The sequence below is a fragment of the Syntrophotalea acetylenica genome (assembly GCF_001888165.1).
Classification (GTDB): domain Bacteria; phylum Desulfobacterota; class Desulfuromonadia; order Desulfuromonadales; family Syntrophotaleaceae; genus Syntrophotalea; species Syntrophotalea acetylenica.
On the sequence record NZ_CP015455.1, the window covers coordinates 1,221,996 to 1,241,646 of the forward strand.

A 19,651-nucleotide genomic window follows, 5' to 3' on the forward strand; every position below is an offset into this window, starting at 1 on the left:
TTGAGTCTCATAGCACCCCCGATTTATCCCAAAAGTGCGGCATAAGGACGCACGATTCCTGTCGGGGGCGAGTTTTACAGCCTTTTTTGTCGCGTTAGCCCTGGGCCAGTTCGATGCGTGCCAGAACCAGCAGGTTGTACGAGACGACATTGCTCCAGACATAGCGCCTGAATCCGGGGGGCTAAAGGGGACGTTGCTAATTAGTCAATTAAGAAGACTGTCCAGTAACGATGGATTATCTTCGAGGATGGTCTTTCCCCGGCCGACCGCGATGCTCACTCCGGCCCGCGACATCCCAAGCATTCGAGCAACCTCCGCACCATTGCACGCCATCACACCAACGGCCAGATAGCAGAATGCCGCCCGCGCCTCGGCGACACCGGTCAGACGAGTTCGCCGGGAGAGCAACTCCGGCGATACCTCAAAAATCTCTGCCACCTTCATCAGTAATCCCGGCAGCGGGATTTTCTTTGAAAGAGGCGCAGTCGCGATAGGCTGGACCGTCTGAAAAAAGGCCTCGCTTCCAAGAATTCTCGCATCGGCAGCCAAGTTCTCTTCCTGGCCCACCTGCTTGGACAACCAGCGCCGCAGTCCTTTGTTTTCCTCCGGATCTGGAGCCCCCTGACCGAGGCCGGCAGCGATAAAGGCTGTGTAGCCCGCTCGGCCTTCTTGAACGTTTTGCCCGAAGCGCTCCAGCACCTCGATGCAAACCTGGCCAGGGAGCATCCGGTGACCCAGTACCACGGCATGGCCGCACCAGGGATACGCGGCCAGTTCGGTCAAACTCTCAACCAGTCCGGCGCGCAGGGGATTAAGGTGAATATACCGCACCAGTTCAAGAAAATAGCTCTCTTCTTCGCAGACAAAGGATTTGTATCGATTCTGAAAGAGGTGGCCACTGCGCTCATGCCGCAAGTTAAAGGTCACGGCATAGGAGGTCAGCAGGCGTCGCATGAAAGTGGCCAGGCATCCCGAACGCGGGCGCAGCAGCAGATGAAAGTGATTGGTCAGCAGGGTCCATGCCAGGCAGTCGGTATTCGTCTCCCGCAGCAGGACCGAAAAGCGTTCCAGGAAAAAGGAGCGGTCCTGATCATCCAGAAAGATCGGGCGACGTTCGTTGCCGCGAACGATGACATGCTGGAGCAGGCCGGGGATATCGAGGCGCGCGGATCGAGGCATGGGGTGAAGTATCCTAGATGGGCGCAATGAGCAATGGCTAGCAATGTCCCAAAGCAAAAACCAATTAAAAAAAATTGACAATGCAACCGAAATCTGCAAGGATCCAACATTAAAAAAAGTTATTGTGATTTCTGGTGGCGTTATGCGTGGGTTGGAAAGAGATCGGTGGCGGGTCTGGAAAGAAGAACCGGCTAATTGACTGGCTAGCAACGTCCCCCCCTTTGGGTTCCCCGTATTTAAAAAAACAAGTTTTTATCAACATGAACATAGGAGTGGTGCATGAGTCAGATTAATGAATTCTTCGTTCAGTCTGAATTGGCGTTAGCTTCATATGCAACTTTTAGTAAGGGTGAGCCAGATCAAAATGAATTGATCAACGCCGGAATGAGCCTTAACCAAGCCGATAACTTCGCCAGCAAGTGGCGAGTCATCGACCAATACACGGATTTTTCCGGAGTTTCGGCAACTGTTTTCGAGAACATTATCGATGGTAAACGTTATCTTGCCATCAGGGGAAAAGAAATAACCGACCCGGACGAAATTGTAGAAGATGGAGGCACTCTTTTTAATGGCATTCCTGACAAATCAGCACAGTATCAGGATTTAAAAAACCAGATTGAAATATGGCAACAATCCACTGTATTGCCATATTCCTTTACAGTAGCAGGACACTCATTAGGAGGATGGCTTGCGGGAGCATTAGCCGTTGAATTCCCTGATAGCATTGAACATGCCTATCTGTACAATGCGCCTGGATTGTTTGGTTTCGCCGGTGAGCTGATCGACCAGTTCAATCAGATCTTCGGTACTGATTTTCTCTCTATCGATTTATCCAATATTTCCAATATCCGGGCCAGTGTAGGTCTCTCTCCGATTTCAGGTTTAGGGCAAACCCTTGCGCCGGTGGTCGGGATTGAGATCGAGGACCATCAGCTTGGCAACCATTCGATCAAGTATCTTACCGACGCTCTTGCTGTTTATAACCTTTTCGCTACCGTTGATCCGACGTTAGGCGTAGAGACCATCGGAAACATATTAGCAGCTTCTTCTAATCAGTCACTCAACAGCATGGAGGCTGCGGTGTCGACGCTGGGAGTACTGTTGCTGACTGGATTTACCCCTCGGGCAGGCAGCGCATACGATCCCGATTGCAATGATCTTTATGCTGATATCCGAGCTATTACGGCAGCCCTATCCGACCCCTCTGGACTGACAATCGAGGCGCTTTTTGCAACCGATTCCGACGGCAAATTTTGGGAGTTGCCTCCCGACGAAATCGCAAAACACGCCCCCAATAATCTCGCCAATCGTTACGCCCTGATCAATCTCAACCATAGCCCTGAAGACCGTTTTGCAATTGAAAATCAAGGCGGAAGGTGGGCGGCATGAGTGCCTTTTATATATTGGCACTTTTGGCCATCTGGCTGTTTATCGGCAAGGTTATCTATCGCCTCTGGCGAAGATGGCAACCGGCCGTCCTGCGCCGAAAAATTCTCCATATCGTTATTGGAATTCTCCTTTTCTCAATCTGGTTTGGCGGAGCGTTTTGGGAGGTCGCCGGGAAAAAGATGTACTGGGATGCCAAGGTGCGGAAGATGTGTGCAATAGATGGGGGTGTCCGGGTGTATGAGACGGTAGCGTTGCCTGCGGAGAAATTTAACAAGTGGGGGCAAATTAATTTCTATCGACCAAACCAAGGTGAAAATGCGCTTGGGCCAGAGTACCTAGTCAAAGACGAAACCCTTTTTCTGAGAGCTGAAACAGAAAACCCAACATTGGTAAGGCACCATTTTCAAGTTTTGCGTCGATCTGACGGTAAACTGTTGGGCGAGCGTATAGCCTACGGGCGAGGAGGAGGGGACTTTCCCGGTCCTTGGCACCCATCCTCTTTCAGTTGTCCAGACCCAAGAGAGGGTGGGTTGTTAAAAGTACTTTTCACTAAATCAAATTCAAAAGAGGTAGGCCATGAATAGTGCCAAAACATTATTTCAGCAGGCGGAATTATCTCAAGCAGCATATGCAAACCTAAATGTTGGCTTGATTGATGATGCAGGAATAAAGGCGCTTCAAGTTGACGGCAAAGGTATGTCCCTCACCCAAGCCCAAAATTTCGCCGCCAATTACACAGTCATCGCGCAATACACCGATCTTTCCGGCGCTTCCGCAACGGTATTTGAGGAGAAAGCCACAGGCGAGCGACACCTTGCTGTTTGCGGCACAGAAAGTCCTGGCGATTTCAATGCCGATTATATCCTGGCTCTGGGGTTTCCTTCCTACCTGAATCCCCAATTTGTACAGTTACAGATACAGGTTGATACCTGGCTGGCCGATGGCACATTGTCCAGCTGCTTTTCCGTCTCCGGACATTCCTTGGGTGGCTATCTGGCGGCGGCAATCGGAACTTGGAATAGTACTCAGGTCGGTGATGTTTATATGTATAACGCTCCCGGATTGGGAGGCCCGGTCGGCAACGTGTTGGATGCTTTTCGAGCGGCATTCGGGTTTTCTGACACGGCATTGGTTCCAGTTGTGACGAATATACGCGGCAGCGCCGGGTTCTCCATGATTACAGGCCTGGGAACCCAACTAACTCCGCCGGTGCTCATCGAGACGGAATTCAGCCTGAATCCGGTTAATAACCACAGCATTGTTAAATTAACCGACACTCTCTCCGTCTACAACCTCTTCGCCACTGCGGCTCCGGGCCCGGACAATGAGGAAGGGCTCCGTACCATTGGCGGGATTCTTCAAGCCTCGGCTTCCGTAACGCGAAACAGCCTTGAGGCAGCAGTGTCGGCCCTGGGTGAGTTGGTGGTTGCGGGATTCCCTGCTCGTGTCGGCAGTGAATATGACGGCAATCGCGATGCTCTCTACACAGATATCCAGATCATCACCTCAACTCTTGCGGAGCAGCCGGATCTGGCCATTAAATCGCTTGTCACAACCGATAACAACGGCAACTCCTTCTCTCTTTCTCCCTCCGAAATAGAAACTCTGGCCCGCAGCGACATCGCCTACCGTTATGCACTGGTCAACCTCAATCCCTTTGCCGTGCTGGACGCGGATTACCAACAATTCAATCAGAACGGCGAACTGGAGCTGTACGATCCAAACACCGGCAAGGGACAACTGAGCGGTATGTATCTGGCCGATCGGGCTGAAATGCTTGCCCACCTGATTTATGCCAATATCCAAGACACTACGATCAGCGGCAGCGAAGCTCAATGTATCGATCTCGGACAGGATATTCATCTGAATAAATTGGTGGGCTCTAAAAGAATCGTTTTTGGTAGTGATAATGGGGAAGTGCTTGAAGGTACCAATTCCTTACTTGGCTACGATAATGTTGGCGACCGTCTCTACGGCATGGGTGGAAACGATACGCTTAAAGGAAATGGTGGCGGTGATTATCTGGAAGGCGGCCGAGGCTATGATGAACTCTATGGCGGATCGGGCGATGACACCCTTTATGGAAATGAAGGGATCGACACTCTCTATGGGGGTAAGGATAACGATATCCTTTACGGTGCCAGCACTGAAACCGATGACGACGGTATTTGCGACATTTTGGACGGCGGTGTGGGGCAGGATGTCTACTACGCCGGCGAGGATGATCTGATCCGAGATGAGGATCACACGGGTACCATTTATTTCCAGGGCCATAATATTGCCGATCTGGAATATGAACATTTTTATGACGACGTTTATAAAGTGAGGCTGCCGGATGATCCCGATTCGTACATGATCGTCAGTTACGAGAAAGAGGCAGGGGAACTGGTGGGCAGTAGCGGTTTCCTATCCATTGCAAATTTTAAGAATGGGGATTACGGCCTTACCTTGCCTGAAGGTGAAGAACCTCAGCCGCCGGAACAGACGGGAACCCAACTTTCGCTGGTAGGGTCTGACGATGTCGATAGGACTTACTATCTGTCCCACTATAAGGAAGACGGTGATAGTGAATATCACGATTATTATACCTTCAAGGGCGATATAGCTGGTCCTGATACCCTCTTTGTCAGGGAACTGTCAGGTGAGTGGGCTGGTTATGAGGGCGTTGAATATTCTGCGGTGAACCATGCTGATATCACCATGTATCTTGGCGTGGGAAGGGATGAGGTTTTTGGTCGAGCGGGCAACGACTACATCTTTGGCGGTGAGGGGGATGATCGCATATGGGGAGATGGCTACTCAACCCATGCAGACCAGCATAATGTTTTGCTGGGGGAAGACGGCGATGACTACCTATTTGGCTCCTACGGTATGGATACTATCGTCGGCGGTGAAGACAACGATGTGCTGGGCGGCAAAAAGGGTGATGACATGCTGTTCGGCGATGGCGGCAACGATATGCTGCTTGGTGGCGGCGGCCACGATATGATGTTTGGCGGGGCAGGGGATGATCTCATACAGGGCGATCAATACGAAAAAAATTTCACACCGAATCTTATCGGTGAGGATTACGAGCCGATTGTGTGGCAAATGGACTTTGCCCCTGAAGAGTACCCCAACCATTTTAGTAGCAATGCGGGGGGAATGTGGATACCGAAGCGGGGGACGATCTGCTCTTCGGTGGTGCCGGAAACGACATTTTGATAGGAAATGCAGGAAACGACGAATTGTGGGGTGAAGACGATCATGACTGGCTGGTCGGCGGCCTCGGTAATGATGTCCTGTACGGTGGAGCGGGGAACGACTCTCTCGAAGACACCTATTATGATTATTATCTAAAGGCCTGGCGCGTCGAGGACGGAGATGACCGGTTTTATGGCGGCAGTGGCAATGATCATTTAGATGGTGGAAAAGGCGATGACTATCTCAATGGTGGCCAAGACAACGACATTCTCGTGGGAGGAGATGGTAACGATAACCTGTGGGGTGGGACCGGCAGCGATACCCTGTATGGTAGAGGGGGGGATGACGATCTCGATGGCGGAAGCGGCGACGATCGTCTTAATGGCGGCGCGGGGGCAGACGAGCTCTACGGTGGAGTTGGAAATGACTATCTTGAAGGTGGCCGCGGGGATGATCTGTTGGCCGGTGGGATAGGAAACGATGTGTACTACTTCGAACCCGGTTTCGGCACGGATCGCGTTATTTGCAACAGTGAAGGTGGAACAGGAGATCTGATTCAGTTCGGTCTGAGCATCATGCCCAATGATATAAGAGCTAGAAGACTCGGAATGGATTCCGATGACCTGGTTCTGGAGGTAGGTAGTGACGTTTTGACCGTTTTCAACTATTTCCGAGAGACGACTGCCAGGCCTTTGATCCAATTCGAGAGGGACTCAACCACCTTGACTTACGAACGAATCGAAGCAGCTGTCCGGGTGGGTGACGACAGTGGCGAGTCACTGTTCGGCACCAGCCTTAATGATGAGCTCGTTGGTGGCAATCAATCTGATCACCTCGATGGCGGCACGGGGGATGACACCCTGGACGGTGGCCTTGGGGATGACGGTTATTTCTTCAGCCGTGGCGATGGGCACGACATCGTGGCGGATACCGGGGGTGAGACGGACCGGCTGCGTTTTGAATCGGGAATTACTTTAGACGATCTAATGTTTCGGGTGGATGAAGAGACTCAGAACCTTAGCATCGGGATACGAAGCCCGGCCCATCCGGATGCTTCTTTTGAAGAACTTGGCGATGTGGTGGTTCTTACAAACTGGTTTAATACGGACGACCGGATAGAGCATGTCGAGTTCGCCGAAAATGGCGAGATCCTGCAGGTCGATGCCATATTGGCTGCTCTGGTGAGCGAGGATGACGATGTTCTTCGTGCTTTGGAAGAAGGTTCCAGCTTGGCAGGCGGAGCCGGGGATGATGTGTTATTGGGTAGCCCCGGTGATGATAGCTACCTTTTCGATCGCGGAGATGGCCGCGACTGTATCCTGGAGGCGGGGGGACATGACCGATTGCTTTTCGGTGACGATATTCTGCCCGAAGATCTCATCGTGCGGCCACAAGGCGATGACGTTGTACTGGCCTTGAAAGATGAAGGCGTCCCCTTCGATGAGTTGGCTGATGTTATTACTCTCCGCAACTTTTTCACGCCCGAGAACAAAGTGGAAGAATATGTCTTCACGGATGGGCAGGTTCTTTCTTACGAGGATATCTCAGGGTTGTTCTTCACCGATGTGGACGATGTGGCGACTTTTTCCGGCTCTATGCCACGGATTATCGATGCCAAAGGGGGCGACGACACGGTTGTTGCCGGCAGCGGCGCGGACCAGATCAAGGGCGGCGAGGGGGATGACCTGCTGAACGGCGGTCGCGGTGACGATACCTACGTTTTTAGCCGTGGTGATGGCCGGGATGTGATCGCGGACAGCGATCCGGCCGATTCTATGTCGGATGGCGGGAGTGATCGTATTTTCTTCCTTGACGGTATCGGTCGAGACGATTTGATCTTCGCCTGGGGCGGCAAGCTTAGCGGGTACTACCAAGATGGGGTATTTGTTGGTAGCGAAACGGTTGCCGGAGCCGAATACGAAGATCATGACAATGATCTGGTCATCGGTTTGCGTGAAGGCGATCTGGATATTAAGAAATTGAGTGACCGTATTCTTGTCAAAGATTGGTTCAATAACCGCAACATGATTGAAACGATCGGATTTGAAAGCGAACAGGATATGTCGGTACAAGAGATTATGGAGTCTCTTTTTGCTGGCGAACATACTTATATCCTTACCGGGAAAAACACCGCACCGGGGGATGATCAGGGAAATCAGGAAATCATTGCCGATGGTGGGAGTATTGAAAAGGTCCGATTCCTTAACGACATCGCCCGGGAGGACATCGTTTTTACCTCGGATGGCCCCGATCTTATCCTGCGATACGGCTTGGAGTTACAACACCAACTCCGTATTACAAATAACTGGGTGCAGCGTTTTGAAACAAGGGATGGTTCCTATATCAGCCGTGATGAGGTTATGGCTTCGCTGGACGCCATTGCCGATTTAGCCGGCCATAGCGTTACGGACGCGGAATCCATTCACCAGAACCTGGAATTGAAAAGTCTGCAGTACAATGCTTGGCATGACCAATTCGTGGAATATCATGGCCATGATGACGGGAACACGTTTGTTGGTAGCGCGGACAATGAGATTGTCTATGGCGGCGCCGGTAGTGACGACTTGTCGGGTCACAGCGGCAACGATACTTTGGCGCCAGGTGTTGGCGATGACATTTTATTGGGTGGTAATGGTAACGACACCTATCTGTTCGAGCGGCAGGATCGGAACGATATCGTATATGATACAGAGGGCCCATACACAAGTTATTGTGATGATGATTATGGCTGGGGCTTGTTTGCAAATGGATGTGGTGATGATGCACCAAACAACGACAGCTTGGTGTTGCAGGGGGATATCCTCAAGGCCGATCTGGAGGCCTATTGGGCCGCACCACGAGAAGATTTGGGCTGGTTTACTGATGATTTGATATTGCGAATAAATCCCGGCGATGGTTCCGACAGCTGGAACAACCGCGAGGTCAATATCTCAACGATCATCAATTACTACGCGTCTAGACCGGCCCAGAGGTGGCAATACAATCGGCAGGGGAATACCTACGAACTTATTGACCTAGAGGACAGGGACTGGATTTTGGATTCAGAGGTTTTCAATAGCTTCAGCGACAAAGCGATAAAGTATCTAGCCTATCTTTTGGAGCATGGGAAGCATGGTCGTGGGGATACGTTTTCCAACCCTGGTGTTTGTTACACCGGCGACTTGGATGAAGTCATGTCTTTCTTGGAACGGCAAACAGCCTCTTCAAATTATCACCGGGAATATCGCAGCGAGGAAGACACGATTACACTCTCTAAATTCTATGATCCTGCCTATACCATTGAAAATATCGTGATCGAAGGCGAAAACAATACCCTGACAAATAATGACCTCATGGACATGATGTCGTCCGATCAGGCCGAGAACATCCGCGGTGTCGACTGGGCCGATAATACCATCGATGCTCTGGCTGGCAACGATTGGGTGGCGGGCGGGGCGCAGAATGATACCATTACCGCCGGCGAGGGCAGTGATTTCATCCACGGAAGGAAAGGTGATGATACCTATTATTTCGATTGTAACGACGGTCGGGATATCCTGAAGGAGGGGGCGGAGGAACTATTCGGAAATTGGGCTTACAGAGCATGGCGGGGACGGGATACCTACTCGTATTTCACGGCCAACACAAGTTTCGATAACTCCCCATCCTTTGTCGCGAACCCGGATGGGGGGGCAATGACCAAGTTGTTTTTGGAGCGGATCTCAATATTCGGGATATTTCTTTTGTTTCTTACAATGACGACCGGGAACTTTACGTAGGGTACGGCGAGTTGATCGCCGCTGATGATTCCACCGATCAGACCACGCGCGATTTTGGCGATGCCTCAGGTTTTGGCTTTGTCAACGGTTTCGGTTCTGGCGCGAACACAACTGGCCAGATGGTTTACGCTGACGATATTCTCCTGCCATATCAGTACTACCAATCGGGTGGTGCGATCGAGGAGTTTACCCTCAGCGACGGTAGCTCGATCAGCAATGAGGCGATTGTTCATGGATTGGCGGAAAGCCGGGCATATATCGCCGCCAATGAAGTCTATCTTGCGCAGATTCAGGCAGATGGTCGGGATGCCAAGGGCTATGTCGACCAGATCATACTTGCCAAATGGCATCGACAGAGCCGCGATATTTTGTGCAGCGACGCAGATGATGCGATCGTCGTCGGTGACGGCGACGATCTGGTCGATGCGGCCGGTGGCAACGACACCATAGCAGGGGGTACGGAGCAGATGTGCTGCGGGGTGGGACAGGCGATGACAGCTACATCTACAATCGCTGGGACGGTAGTGACACCATCCTGGATGCCTATGGCAACGATACCATCCTGTTCGGTGCCGGTATTCGGCCATCCGACCTGATTGGCATGTGGGACAATGCCAATAAGCAGTTGGTATTGGGCATCATTGACGAGGTGGAAAAGCTAAAGGCCGAAAGCGAAGGTCTGCCTTATGCTCCGGACCCTTCAAACCTGAAGCAGAATATCATTATTCAGGGCTGGGCCAATCCTGACAATCAGATTGAGACATTCCGATTCTCCGATGGGGCAACGTGGTCTTCTCAGCATCTGCTGGACACCCTGGGCGTAGTCTTCAATGACCCGCCTGTCGTAAGCGGCCCGGTTATTCTGAATGATATGCTGGAAGATGGCAGTTGCGTCATCGCCGCCGAAGATTTGTTGGCCAATGCCAGTGATGATGACGGCGATCCTCTTGCCGTAGAAGATCTGCTGGTCAGCACCGGAGCTCTTGAAGCATTGGAACAAGGGAGATGGCGCTACCTTCCGGATGCCGACTACCACGGCCTAGTGGAGTTCAGTTACCAGGTGACCGACGGAACAGATGGTGTGTCTGCTGCCGCTGGTCTTACTGTCATGTCGGTGAACGATACTCCCGTAGCCCCGGAAAACGAAATCCATGAAGTGTTGGGAGAGCTCACCATTGAGGGAACCCTGGGTGCCCACGATGTCGATGGCGACACTTTGGCATTCAACTTGCCCACCGGTCCCCAACACGGGACTTTAACCATCGGCGACAACGGTCATTGGGTATACAACGCCGAAGAAGGCTACTGCGGCAACGACCAGGCAATCGTGACCGTCGAAGACGGGCAAGGGGGGACGGCTCAAACCGTACTGGATTTTACAATCAATGTCTTCTCCGGCGGCAATGTAATCGTTGACCGCAATGCGCCATCCGGCTTGCGTTTGGAGGGCATCCGTCGTCAGGATCTAACATTCGTCGGTCAGGGTGACGATTTACGGATCGAAATCAGCAATAGTGGCAGCCTATTGCTCAAGGAATTTTTTGCCGATGCCCAAAACAATCTCGAATGGCTAGAGACCAGCGATGGCAAGTTGAATCTGGCTACGGATACCATCGTGAATGCCGGGACGTCAGGGATTGATTTTTTCGGAACATGGTGTTGGGGCGACAACAACCTTAACGATCTGTTGCGGGGCAGTCAAAGAGCCGACCGGCTTTTCGGCTTTGGGCAAAATGACGTCCTGTTCGGTTTTGCCGGCAATGACCTGCTATCAGGAAGCCATGGCAGCGACACCCTCGTCGGTGGTGATGGAGACGATAGGTTGATCGGAGGCAGGGGAGACGACCACCTGTTCGGGGGGCAGGGCAACGATGGCCTCTCCGGTAATCGGGGGGACGATTTCCTGGGCGGCGGGACAGGAGACGATGATCTGAATGGCGGCGACGGTCGGGACGAATTGTATGGCGGTATTGGCGATGACGACCTTTTCGGCGGAAGTGAGAATGATCTTTTAGCCGGTGGGCAGGGCGACGATCATCTCCGTGGCGGTGCAGGCGACGACATCTATATCTTCAACCAGGGCGACGGACACGACCTGTTGCGCGACGATGTGCAAGGCGGTTGGGGGTGGCTGTGGCAGGGTGACGGAGGTCATGACACGGCGCGATTCGGTAACGGAATTGATATTGAAGATATCTCCCTGTATATGCGGCGGGGCACTTTGCAGATTCAATACGGCGATGACGATATTCTCGAAATCAGGCAACAAAACCACCCCAAAAGAGGCATCGAGAGGATTGAACTGGAAGACGGCAGCTATCTGACCGATGCCGACGTCAACCAACTCATCCAGCAGATGGCCGCCTTCGCCGTGGACGAAGGCATCGCCATGAATTCATTGGACGATGTGCGCAAAAATCAGGAATTGATGACCATGGTGGCCGGGGCATGGCACCAATGAGTCAAGCCATTGACGTGCATGTTCTCCTTCTGCCGGATTCAAACCCGGACTGGTGGCAGGAATGTCGAGCGTCAATGCAAGGTGAACCAATAAACCTCCATCTTGTGGACGGGATGGTCGGGCATATCGGCAGGAGGCGAGCCAGAGGTTTTGGTCTGGGAGCGGCTCCCTATGTTAGCTGCGTAGATCCCGACGACCTGGTCATTCCAGGGGCTTTTGAGGCCTGCCTGAAGGTTTTGGAGGATCACCCTGAGGCGTGTGGTGCATACACGGACCAGTTGCTCATTGATGCCAAGGGAAAAGTGATCAAGCCCGGAATCTGGAGCGGCATGCCCTGGAACCCCCTCCTGCAGTTGGAACCCAAATACCTCCATCCTGTTTATGTCATGCGACGTCGTTTTATGCAGAAATACCTTCTGGAGTTGGGGCGTTGGCCCAACATGGCTGAATTCGTTCTAAAAGGACTTATCACCGCTCACGGTCCATGGATTCATGTCAATCGCTTCGGCTACAAATGGCGGATGAGCGGGAATGCGGCCCATAAACGCCAATCTCTCATGCATGTCTACGCGGCCCGCTGGCGGGTCATTCCCACTCTGCAGCAAGCTGCCAGAGCCTGCAGTGCCACCATAAAGGTTGATGCGACACTGGTTTGAACAGACTTTTTTTGCGAAGAGACCATGTTGAGCAGGGCCGTTGGCCCATTTGGGCCGCCGTTGCCTTGCTATATTTTTAGGAGGAATATTTTTTTGCGTAGTCGTGCGTTGAGTTGTCCGGTCATTTTGATCCTGGCAATTTTCTGGCTTTTGGGACGTCCTTTCTCCGCCTGGAGCAGGACTCTTACACTTAATTCGGTTCTGGACCGCTCCCACGAGCATGCCTGGCAAATCCGGATCGCCGAGAAGGATGTCGACATCAGCAGATACGGGCTTATGGAGGCTCGCTCGGCTTACTATCCCACCCTGTCCCTGCGTTTCGACAACGAATATGTCGACTTTCTCGGCGATGGCGACAGCGTCGTTTCCGTCGGCGACCAGGTCAGCGCCAACGACGCTTCCACCTTTCAGCATTCGTTCACCCTTGGTCTTTCTTACGTGTTGTACGATTTCGGTGCCCGAAAGCTTCGCTTGGAAAAAGCCCGGCGTGAGATCGACATAGCGGATTTCGGTCGGGACGCCGCCCTGCTGGAAACGCGCCTGAATGTCCTCGATGCTTACGGGCAATGCCTGCAGCTATTTCTGCAAAGACGGATGACCGGCGAGATGGTCCGGTTACGCAAGCAGACCTTCAAGGCCCTTCAAGCTCTCCGGGAGGCGGGGATCGTCGGGCAGGTGCGGTTGAACAACGCAGCGGTGGATCTGGCGGAAGATATCAGCCTGTGGGACGAGTTGACCGATCTCATGGTGAAAGCGCTGGAAAACCTCAGCTACTTTACCGGCGAACAATATTCCCTGGAACACACCGCCTTTGCCGGTTTGCCGGCGGTCCCTGCAACGGAGAGCCTGCCCGATTTTGCCTCTTTCCCTCATATCAAAAGCCTTGACGCGCAGATCGCCGGGGCACGGGCAGAACGCGCCATAGTGCTGCGGGGAATGCTTCCGACCATCGGTTTTACGGCCGGGTATCGCATGTACGGGGCCGATGAAGACGACTTCGACAACTCCCTGAACAGTTTGCGTGCCCGTGATGCGACCTTGTCGCTGGTAGCGCGTTGGGAGTTTTTCAGCGGCTTCCGGGATGTGGCGCGCCTCAACCGGTTGCGCCTGCAGGTTGAACAGTTGCGGTTGGAAAAAGGCCGCCGAATGGATCAACTGCAACAGCAGGTTCGTACTGCTGAACGCATCTGGCAATTGGCCGAAGAGGCGCATGACAGGGTTGATGAACGGCAGAGGATTTTGAAACAAAGCGATGATGCACTCGAACGTCTCTCGGAACAGCGGGTTATCGACCGGGTTACTGTTTTGGAGCAGCGCATAGAACTGATGGAGCAGGAGCGGGATATGAAAATCACCCAATTGCAGCGCCAACTGGCCGGTTGGCAACTGAGCCTCTGGGCGGACGGAGCGACGCCATGAGCGCGGGTCTGATTGCCCTGGATGTAGTGGCCCGCATCAACAAGGTAGATGTGGACATCCGCGCGGCCTCCCGCGAATTCGGTCTTGAACGGGAGGCGTCCCCGAGGAGCTGCTGCGCATCGCCCGCCATTTCGGCTTCAAGGCCAAGCTGAAAGCCATCTCGCTGGAAAAGCTGGCCCAGGGCTATCCCTTGCCGGCCATCGCGGTGCACCAGGACGGCACCTATACCGTGGTGCTCAAAATCGATGCGCAAGCGGGCAAGGTGCTGGCTTTCGACCTGGTGGAGAAGAGGACCGTCGAGCACCTGGTCGCCGAATTCGAAGCAGAGATCGATCGGTTTCTCGTTTTGCGTCACAAGATGATCAGCTCACAGGTAGCTTTCGGCTTTCGCTGGTTTCTTCAGGAAATACGCAAGTTCCGCCGGATCATCGGCGAGGTGCTGCTCGGCTCTTTCGTCGTGCAGCTGTTTGGCCTGGTCACCCCTTTGTTTACCCAGGTCATCCTCGACAAGGTCATCGTCCACCGCACCCTGACCACACTGGATGTGCTGGCCGTCGCCTTTGTCGCGGTGGCCGGCTTCGAACTGCTGCTCAACATCGCCCGCAATTATATCTTCATTCATACCGCAAGCAAGCTGGATGCAAAGCTCGGAGCCAAGTTGTTCCGGCATCTGATCGGCCTGCCGTTCATGTTCTTCGAGGCCCGCAAAGTCGGCAACATCGCCGCCCGGGTGCGGGAGCTCGACACCATCCGCGAGTTCATCACCAGCAAGGCGGTCACCGTGATCATCGACCTGTTTTTCTCGCTGGTATTCGTGGCGGTCATGCTGCTCTACAGCGTCAAGCTGGCCCTGATCGTGCTCGGTTTCGTCACGGTCATCGCTGTTCTTTACCTGGTCATCACCCCCGAACTGCGCCGGAGGCTGGAGGAGAAGTTCCAGATGGCGGCCTCGTCCAATTCCTACCTGGTGGAATCGGTGACCGGCATTCAGACCGTCAAGTCGCTGTCCATCGAAGGTTCGATGCAGAGGCGCTGGGAGGATCATCTGGGACGATACGTTCGTTCCGGTTTCCGGTTGGCCAACATGGGTAAAATCTCAGGGGCGATATCCTCGACGGTGCAACGGCTGATGACCATCACCATTCTGTATATCGGGGTGCGCTCCGTGTTGCAGGGAGAGCTGACCATCGGGCAGCTCATCGCTTTTCAGATGTTTGCCGGGCAGTTTTCCGGCCCGGTTTTGCGTCTGGTCAATCTTTGGAACGAATTCCAGCAGGCTCTGCTGTCGGTGGACCGTCTGGGCGACATTCTGAACCATCCCCTGGAGGTTGTCTCCGCCAAGGCGATCACCCTGCCGCAATTACGAGGCAAGCTGTGTTTTGAAAATGTGTGTTTTCAATACTCCGCTAACGGTTCCAAGGTTCTGAACGGCATCGATTTCACCGTCGAGCCGGGGACCAGCGTCGGCATCGTCGGGCGCAGCGGCAGTGGCAAGAGCACCCTGGCCAAGCTGCTGCAGCGGCTCTATTTGCCGAGCGAGGGCGCCATCTACGTCGACGAAATCGATATCCGGCACATGAATCCTTATTGGCTGCGTTTCAATATCGGGGTGGTGCTTCAGGAGAACTATTTGTTCAGCGGCACCATCCGGGAGAACATCGCCCTGCCCAGGCCCGATGCTCCGATGGAGCTGATTCTTGAAGTTGCGCAAATGGCCGGGGCCCACGAGTTCATCGCCCAGCTTCCGGAAGGCTACGACACCGAAGTCAGCGAGCGGGGCAGTTCACTGTCCGGCGGCCAGCGGCAGCGGGTTGCCATTGCCCGGGCGCTCATTACCAATCCGCGTTTGTTGATCTTCGATGAAGCCACCTCGGCTCTCGATTACGAATCCGAAAAACTCATCCGGAGCAATATGGAGACGATTAAAAAAGGCCGTACCACATTCATTATCGCCCACCGTCTGGCGACCGTCCGGAATTGCGACCGCATTCTGGTCATGGACAAGGGGCGGATCGTGGAAACCGGCAAACACGAAGAGCTGATTTCGAATCAAGGTATATATCATCACTTTTATGCACAGCAGGCTTAAGCCATGTCAGGTAAACAACACGACCAACACGAATTCAAGCCGCTGCTGGTGGAAATCGAGGAGGAACCCCTTAACCCCCTTGGACGCATGATTTTCTGGGTGATCATCGTCGCACTTATTTTCTTCGGCCTGTGGCTGGTCCTTGGGAAGACCGATGTCGTTGTTACTGCCCGTGGCAAGGTCATCCCGGCCGGGGAGACCAAAGTGGTACAACCTCTTACCACGGGGGTGGTGCGAAAAATTCTGGTTCAGCCCGGTGACTATGTTGAAAAAGGGCAGGTTTTAATGGAGATCGATCCTTCAGACATCGATCCCGAACTGGTGTCGATGCAAAAGGACCTGGCCCGGATCCGTTTGGAGTTGATCCGTTTGGATGCCTTGTTGAATGACACCCGTTTTGGTCCCCCTGATCAACGATTCGATGTCGGCCTATGGCAAATCCAACTAAATATTTATCACAGCACCCGGGAGAGGCTTGTAAACCGGATCAATGTTAAACGGCAGGAAAGGGAACAGCTCGGCAAGCGTCTCGAAGGGCGGAAAAACGCTCGTCGGCAGGCAGTTTACCAACATGACGTAGCTCAAAGACGCTTTGCAAGGATGAACGAGGTCAAGGATCTGCTCAGCAAGGACGAACTGGAAAAGGCCGAAAACGATATAAGAGCAGCCGCAACGCAGATGCAAATCGAGACCTGCAGTATCGAGGAATTGCAGACAGAGATGCATCGTGTCGAGCAGGAAATCGCTCTGGTTCGCAAGGAAGAGCGACAACGGTTGTTGGATGAGGTGGCGGAAAAGCGTCAGCGCCTGGCATATCTGCAGGGAAAGATTGAGCGATCGGAGTTTTTAAGCAGTCGCCAACGGATTGAATCTCCGGTTACAGGGCATGTAGCTCAACTGTTGTGCCACACCACTGGTGGCGTTGTAACGCCGGCGGAAAAACTGGCTACGATTGTGCCGCTGGATTCTCCTTTATTGATCCGGGCACTGGTTCAGAATAAAGATGTAGGCTTTCTGCGGCCGTCCATGTCCGTCTCTCTCAAAATCGATACCTTCGATTTTCAGAAATACGGGGTTCTTGACGGAGAATTACTGCAAATTTCCAGAGACAGTATCGAGAACCGGAACCTGGGGTTGATTTATGAGATTTACGTGAAGCCCCGACAGAAAACTTTATTGGTCGAGGGAAAACCAACGCCCATTTCCGCCGGTATGAGCGTCACTGCGGAAGTCAAGGTGGGGAAGCGACGCATGATCGAGTTTTTCATCTATCCACTGATCAAATACCTGGATGAGGGGATAAGCGTCAAATAGCGAGGGTTTTCTCAATCGGTATCCTTGAAATCGGTCAAGACAGAAACCGGTGTTCAGTGACTGGCAACCTAAGGATGACCTTACGCAACGGGGCAGCGGTGAGCACCGCTGCCCCGTTGTGTTTATGCGCGGGTCAGGTGGCGATACTTGATGCGATGGGGCTGGTCGGCCGCGGCGCCGAGGCGCTTGCGGCGGTCCTCTTCGTATTCTGACCAGTTGCCCTCGAACCAGACCGTCTGGCTGTCGCCTTCGAAAGCCAGAATGTGGGTAGCGATACGGTCGAGGAACCAGCGGTCGTGGCTGATGACCACGGCGCAACCTGCGTAGTTCTCCAGGGCTTCCTCAAGCGCGCGCATGGTGTTGACATCCAGGTCGTTGGTCGGTTCGTCGAGAAGCAGTACGTTGGATTCGCTGCGCAGCATTTTGGCCAGATGGACGCGATTGCGCTCGCCGCCGGACAGGACACCGACCTTCTTCTGCTGCTGGTCGCCATTGAAATTGAAACGCGACACGTAGGCGCGGCTGTTCATGGTGCGATTGCCGAGTTCGATTATTTCCTGGCCGCCGCTGATCTCTTCCCATATCGTTTTGTCCGGGGCGAGGGCCTCGCGGCTCTGGTCGACATAGGCGAGCTTGACGGTATCGCCGACACGGATGGTTCCGTCGTCGGGTTGTTCCTGCCCGGTAATCATGCGGAACAGGGTGGTCTTGCCCGCGCCGTTGGGGCCGATGATGCCGACGATGCCGCCCGGCGGCAGGTGGAAGCTCATGCCGTCGATCAGCAGACGGTCGCCATAAGCTTTGCTGACCTTGTCGGCTTCGATAACGACATCGCCGAGGCGCGGGCCGGGCGGAATGAACAGCTCCAGATCGCGATCTTTATCCTGGGTCTGCTGGCTGAGCAGCTGTTCGTAGGAGTTGATGCGGGCCTGACCCTTGGCGTGGCGGCCCTTGGGCGACATGCGGATCCACTCCAGCTCCCGCTGCAGGGTTTTCTGCCGGGCGCTTTCCTGCTTTTCCTCCTGGCGCAGGCGCTCCTGCTTCTGCTCCAGCCATGAGGAATAGTTGCCTTTCCAGGGAATGCCGTGGCCGCGGTCGAGTTCCAGGATCCAGCCGGCCACGTTGTCCAGGAAATAGCGGTCGTGGGTGACGGCGATGACGGTGCCGGCGTAACGCTGCAGATGCTGCTCGAGCCAGGCTACGGTTTCGGCGTCGAGGTGGTTGGTCGGTTCGTCGAGCAGCAGGATGTCCGGCTTTTTCAGCAGCAGGCGGCACAGGGCAACCCGCCGTCGTTCGCCGCCGGACAGCACGTCGACCAGCGTGTCGCCGGGGGGGCAGCGCAGCGCGTCCATGGCCTGCTCCAGACGGCTGTCCAGATCCCAGGCGTCGAGATGGTCGAGCTTTTCCTGTACTTCGCCCTGACGGGCGATCAGATCGTTCATCTCGTCGTCCGACATCGGTTCCGCGAATTTCATATTGATGTCATTGAATTCATTGACCAAATCGACGGTTTCCTGTACGCCTTCCTCGACGATCTGACGCACGGTTTTGCCGGCCTCGAGTTGTGGTTCCTGTTCCAGATAGCCGACCGTGTAGCCGGGTGACAGGATGGTCTGGCCGTTGAAGTCCTTGTCGGACCCGGCCAGGATGCGCAGCAGTGAGCTCTTGCCGGAGCCGTTCAGGCCCAGCACGCCGATCTTGGCGCCATAGAAGTAGGACAGGGAGATGTCCTTGAGAACCGGTTTCTTGTTGTGATGCTTGCTGACCCGGATCATCGAATAGATGACCTTGCGGCCGTCGTCGCTCATAAAAGGGACTCCTGATGTAATGATATTAGGGATGCGGAATCAGTCGCGGTGGAATAGTGGCTGCCTGAAAGCGGCGCCCATCAAGCCTGGACACCGCACTGGCAAGGTATTCGGAAGACAATGTTCTGAAGTTTTCGTTGCAGGGACTGCAAAATCCGGATAACGGCCGGCATGACTCAGTCGGCGCTTTTCTGGATGGCTTCGCCGGCTTTTTCGATGTCCTTGCCGACGCCGGAGAGGGTGTTGCAGGCGCTCAGCGCCAGAACCAGCACAAGCAGAACAGCTAATTTTTTCATGACGATTCTCCATTGCAGGGATAAGTGAATTGAACTGTTTGGTCCGGATCATGGCCACAATCATAACAGAGGATAGGTCGAGATCCCGGAAAATTTCAA

At 53.8% G+C, this 19,651-nt stretch carries 14 protein-coding genes; 11 read left to right on the forward strand and 3 right to left on the reverse strand.

Features of this window, described 5'->3' with window-relative positions:
- Window positions 1-204 precede the first annotated feature (204 nt).
- Window positions 205-1,179 (reverse strand): transposase, encoded by a 975-nt coding sequence (locus tag A6070_RS05560; RefSeq protein ID WP_072287415.1) that lies wholly within the window; start codon window positions 1,177-1,179, stop codon window positions 205-207.
- A 279-nt stretch (window positions 1,180-1,458) separates the two neighbouring features.
- Here A6070_RS05560 and A6070_RS05565 point away from each other — a divergent pair, with 279 nt between their 5' ends.
- The 11 genes from A6070_RS05565 (at window position 1,459) to A6070_RS05610 (ending at window position 17,448) form a co-directional block, all read left to right on the forward strand.
- Entirely contained in the window at window positions 1,459-2,568 is a 1,110-nt protein-coding gene (locus tag A6070_RS05565; protein WP_072287416.1) for a hypothetical protein, read from the forward strand.
- On the forward strand, window positions 2,565-3,152 hold the full coding sequence (locus A6070_RS05570) for a hypothetical protein (protein ID WP_072287417.1): 588 nt from the start codon (window positions 2,565-2,567) through the stop codon (window positions 3,150-3,152). Before A6070_RS05565 ends, A6070_RS05570 begins: the two co-directional genes overlap by 4 nt.
- Complete coding sequence (locus A6070_RS16475) at window positions 3,145-5,772, forward strand: calcium-binding protein (protein ID WP_083568951.1); 2,628 nt, start codon at window positions 3,145-3,147, stop codon at window positions 5,770-5,772. The genes A6070_RS05570 and A6070_RS16475 overlap by 8 nt, the downstream gene beginning before the upstream one ends.
- Window positions 5,715-9,509: a calcium-binding protein gene (locus A6070_RS05580; protein ID WP_072502016.1), complete on the forward strand. Its 3,795-nt coding sequence runs from the start codon at window positions 5,715-5,717 to the stop codon at window positions 9,507-9,509. Before A6070_RS16475 ends, A6070_RS05580 begins: the two co-directional genes overlap by 58 nt.
- Before the next feature lie 11 nt (window positions 9,510-9,520).
- A complete protein-coding gene (locus A6070_RS16015; RefSeq protein WP_236718911.1) occupies window positions 9,521-10,105 on the forward strand; it encodes a hypothetical protein in 585 nt (194 codons plus the stop codon).
- Window positions 10,106-10,110: 5 nt separating this feature from the next.
- Complete coding sequence (locus A6070_RS05590) at window positions 10,111-11,970, forward strand: tandem-95 repeat protein (protein WP_236718926.1); 1,860 nt, start codon at window positions 10,111-10,113, stop codon at window positions 11,968-11,970.
- The gene (locus tag A6070_RS05595) at window positions 11,967-12,626 is read left to right on the forward strand and encodes a glycosyltransferase family protein (RefSeq protein ID WP_072287419.1); all 660 of its coding nucleotides are present in this window, start codon (window positions 11,967-11,969) and stop codon (window positions 12,624-12,626) included. The genes A6070_RS05590 and A6070_RS05595 overlap by 4 nt, the downstream gene beginning before the upstream one ends.
- Before the next feature lie 93 nt (window positions 12,627-12,719).
- On the forward strand, window positions 12,720-14,045 hold the full coding sequence (locus tag A6070_RS05600) for a TolC family protein (protein ID WP_158514028.1): 1,326 nt from the start codon (window positions 12,720-12,722) through the stop codon (window positions 14,043-14,045).
- Entirely contained in the window at window positions 14,042-14,197 is a 156-nt protein-coding gene (locus A6070_RS15780) for a hypothetical protein (RefSeq protein WP_201787917.1), read from the forward strand. Before A6070_RS05600 ends, A6070_RS15780 begins: the two co-directional genes overlap by 4 nt.
- 11 nt (window positions 14,198-14,208) lie before the next feature.
- The gene (locus tag A6070_RS05605; protein ID WP_236718927.1) at window positions 14,209-16,134 is read left to right on the forward strand and encodes a peptidase domain-containing ABC transporter; all 1,926 of its coding nucleotides are present in this window, start codon (window positions 14,209-14,211) and stop codon (window positions 16,132-16,134) included.
- Between the two features lie 3 nt (window positions 16,135-16,137).
- Window positions 16,138-17,448, forward strand: coding sequence for an HlyD family type I secretion periplasmic adaptor subunit (locus A6070_RS05610; RefSeq protein ID WP_072287422.1), 1,311 nt, complete (start codon window positions 16,138-16,140; stop codon window positions 17,446-17,448).
- A 122-nt stretch (window positions 17,449-17,570) separates the two neighbouring features.
- On the opposite strand, the gene ettA is transcribed toward A6070_RS05610, so the two are convergent.
- Window positions 17,571-19,256 carry an energy-dependent translational throttle protein EttA gene (gene ettA / locus A6070_RS05615; protein ID WP_072287423.1) on the reverse strand — a complete coding sequence of 562 codons (1,686 nt, stop codon included), beginning with the start codon at window positions 19,254-19,256 and terminating at the stop codon, window positions 17,571-17,573.
- Between the two features lie 176 nt (window positions 19,257-19,432).
- Window positions 19,433-19,552 (reverse strand): entericidin A/B family lipoprotein, encoded by a 120-nt coding sequence (locus A6070_RS05620; protein ID WP_072287424.1) that lies wholly within the window; start codon window positions 19,550-19,552, stop codon window positions 19,433-19,435.
- Between the last annotated feature and the right edge of the window lie 99 nt (window positions 19,553-19,651).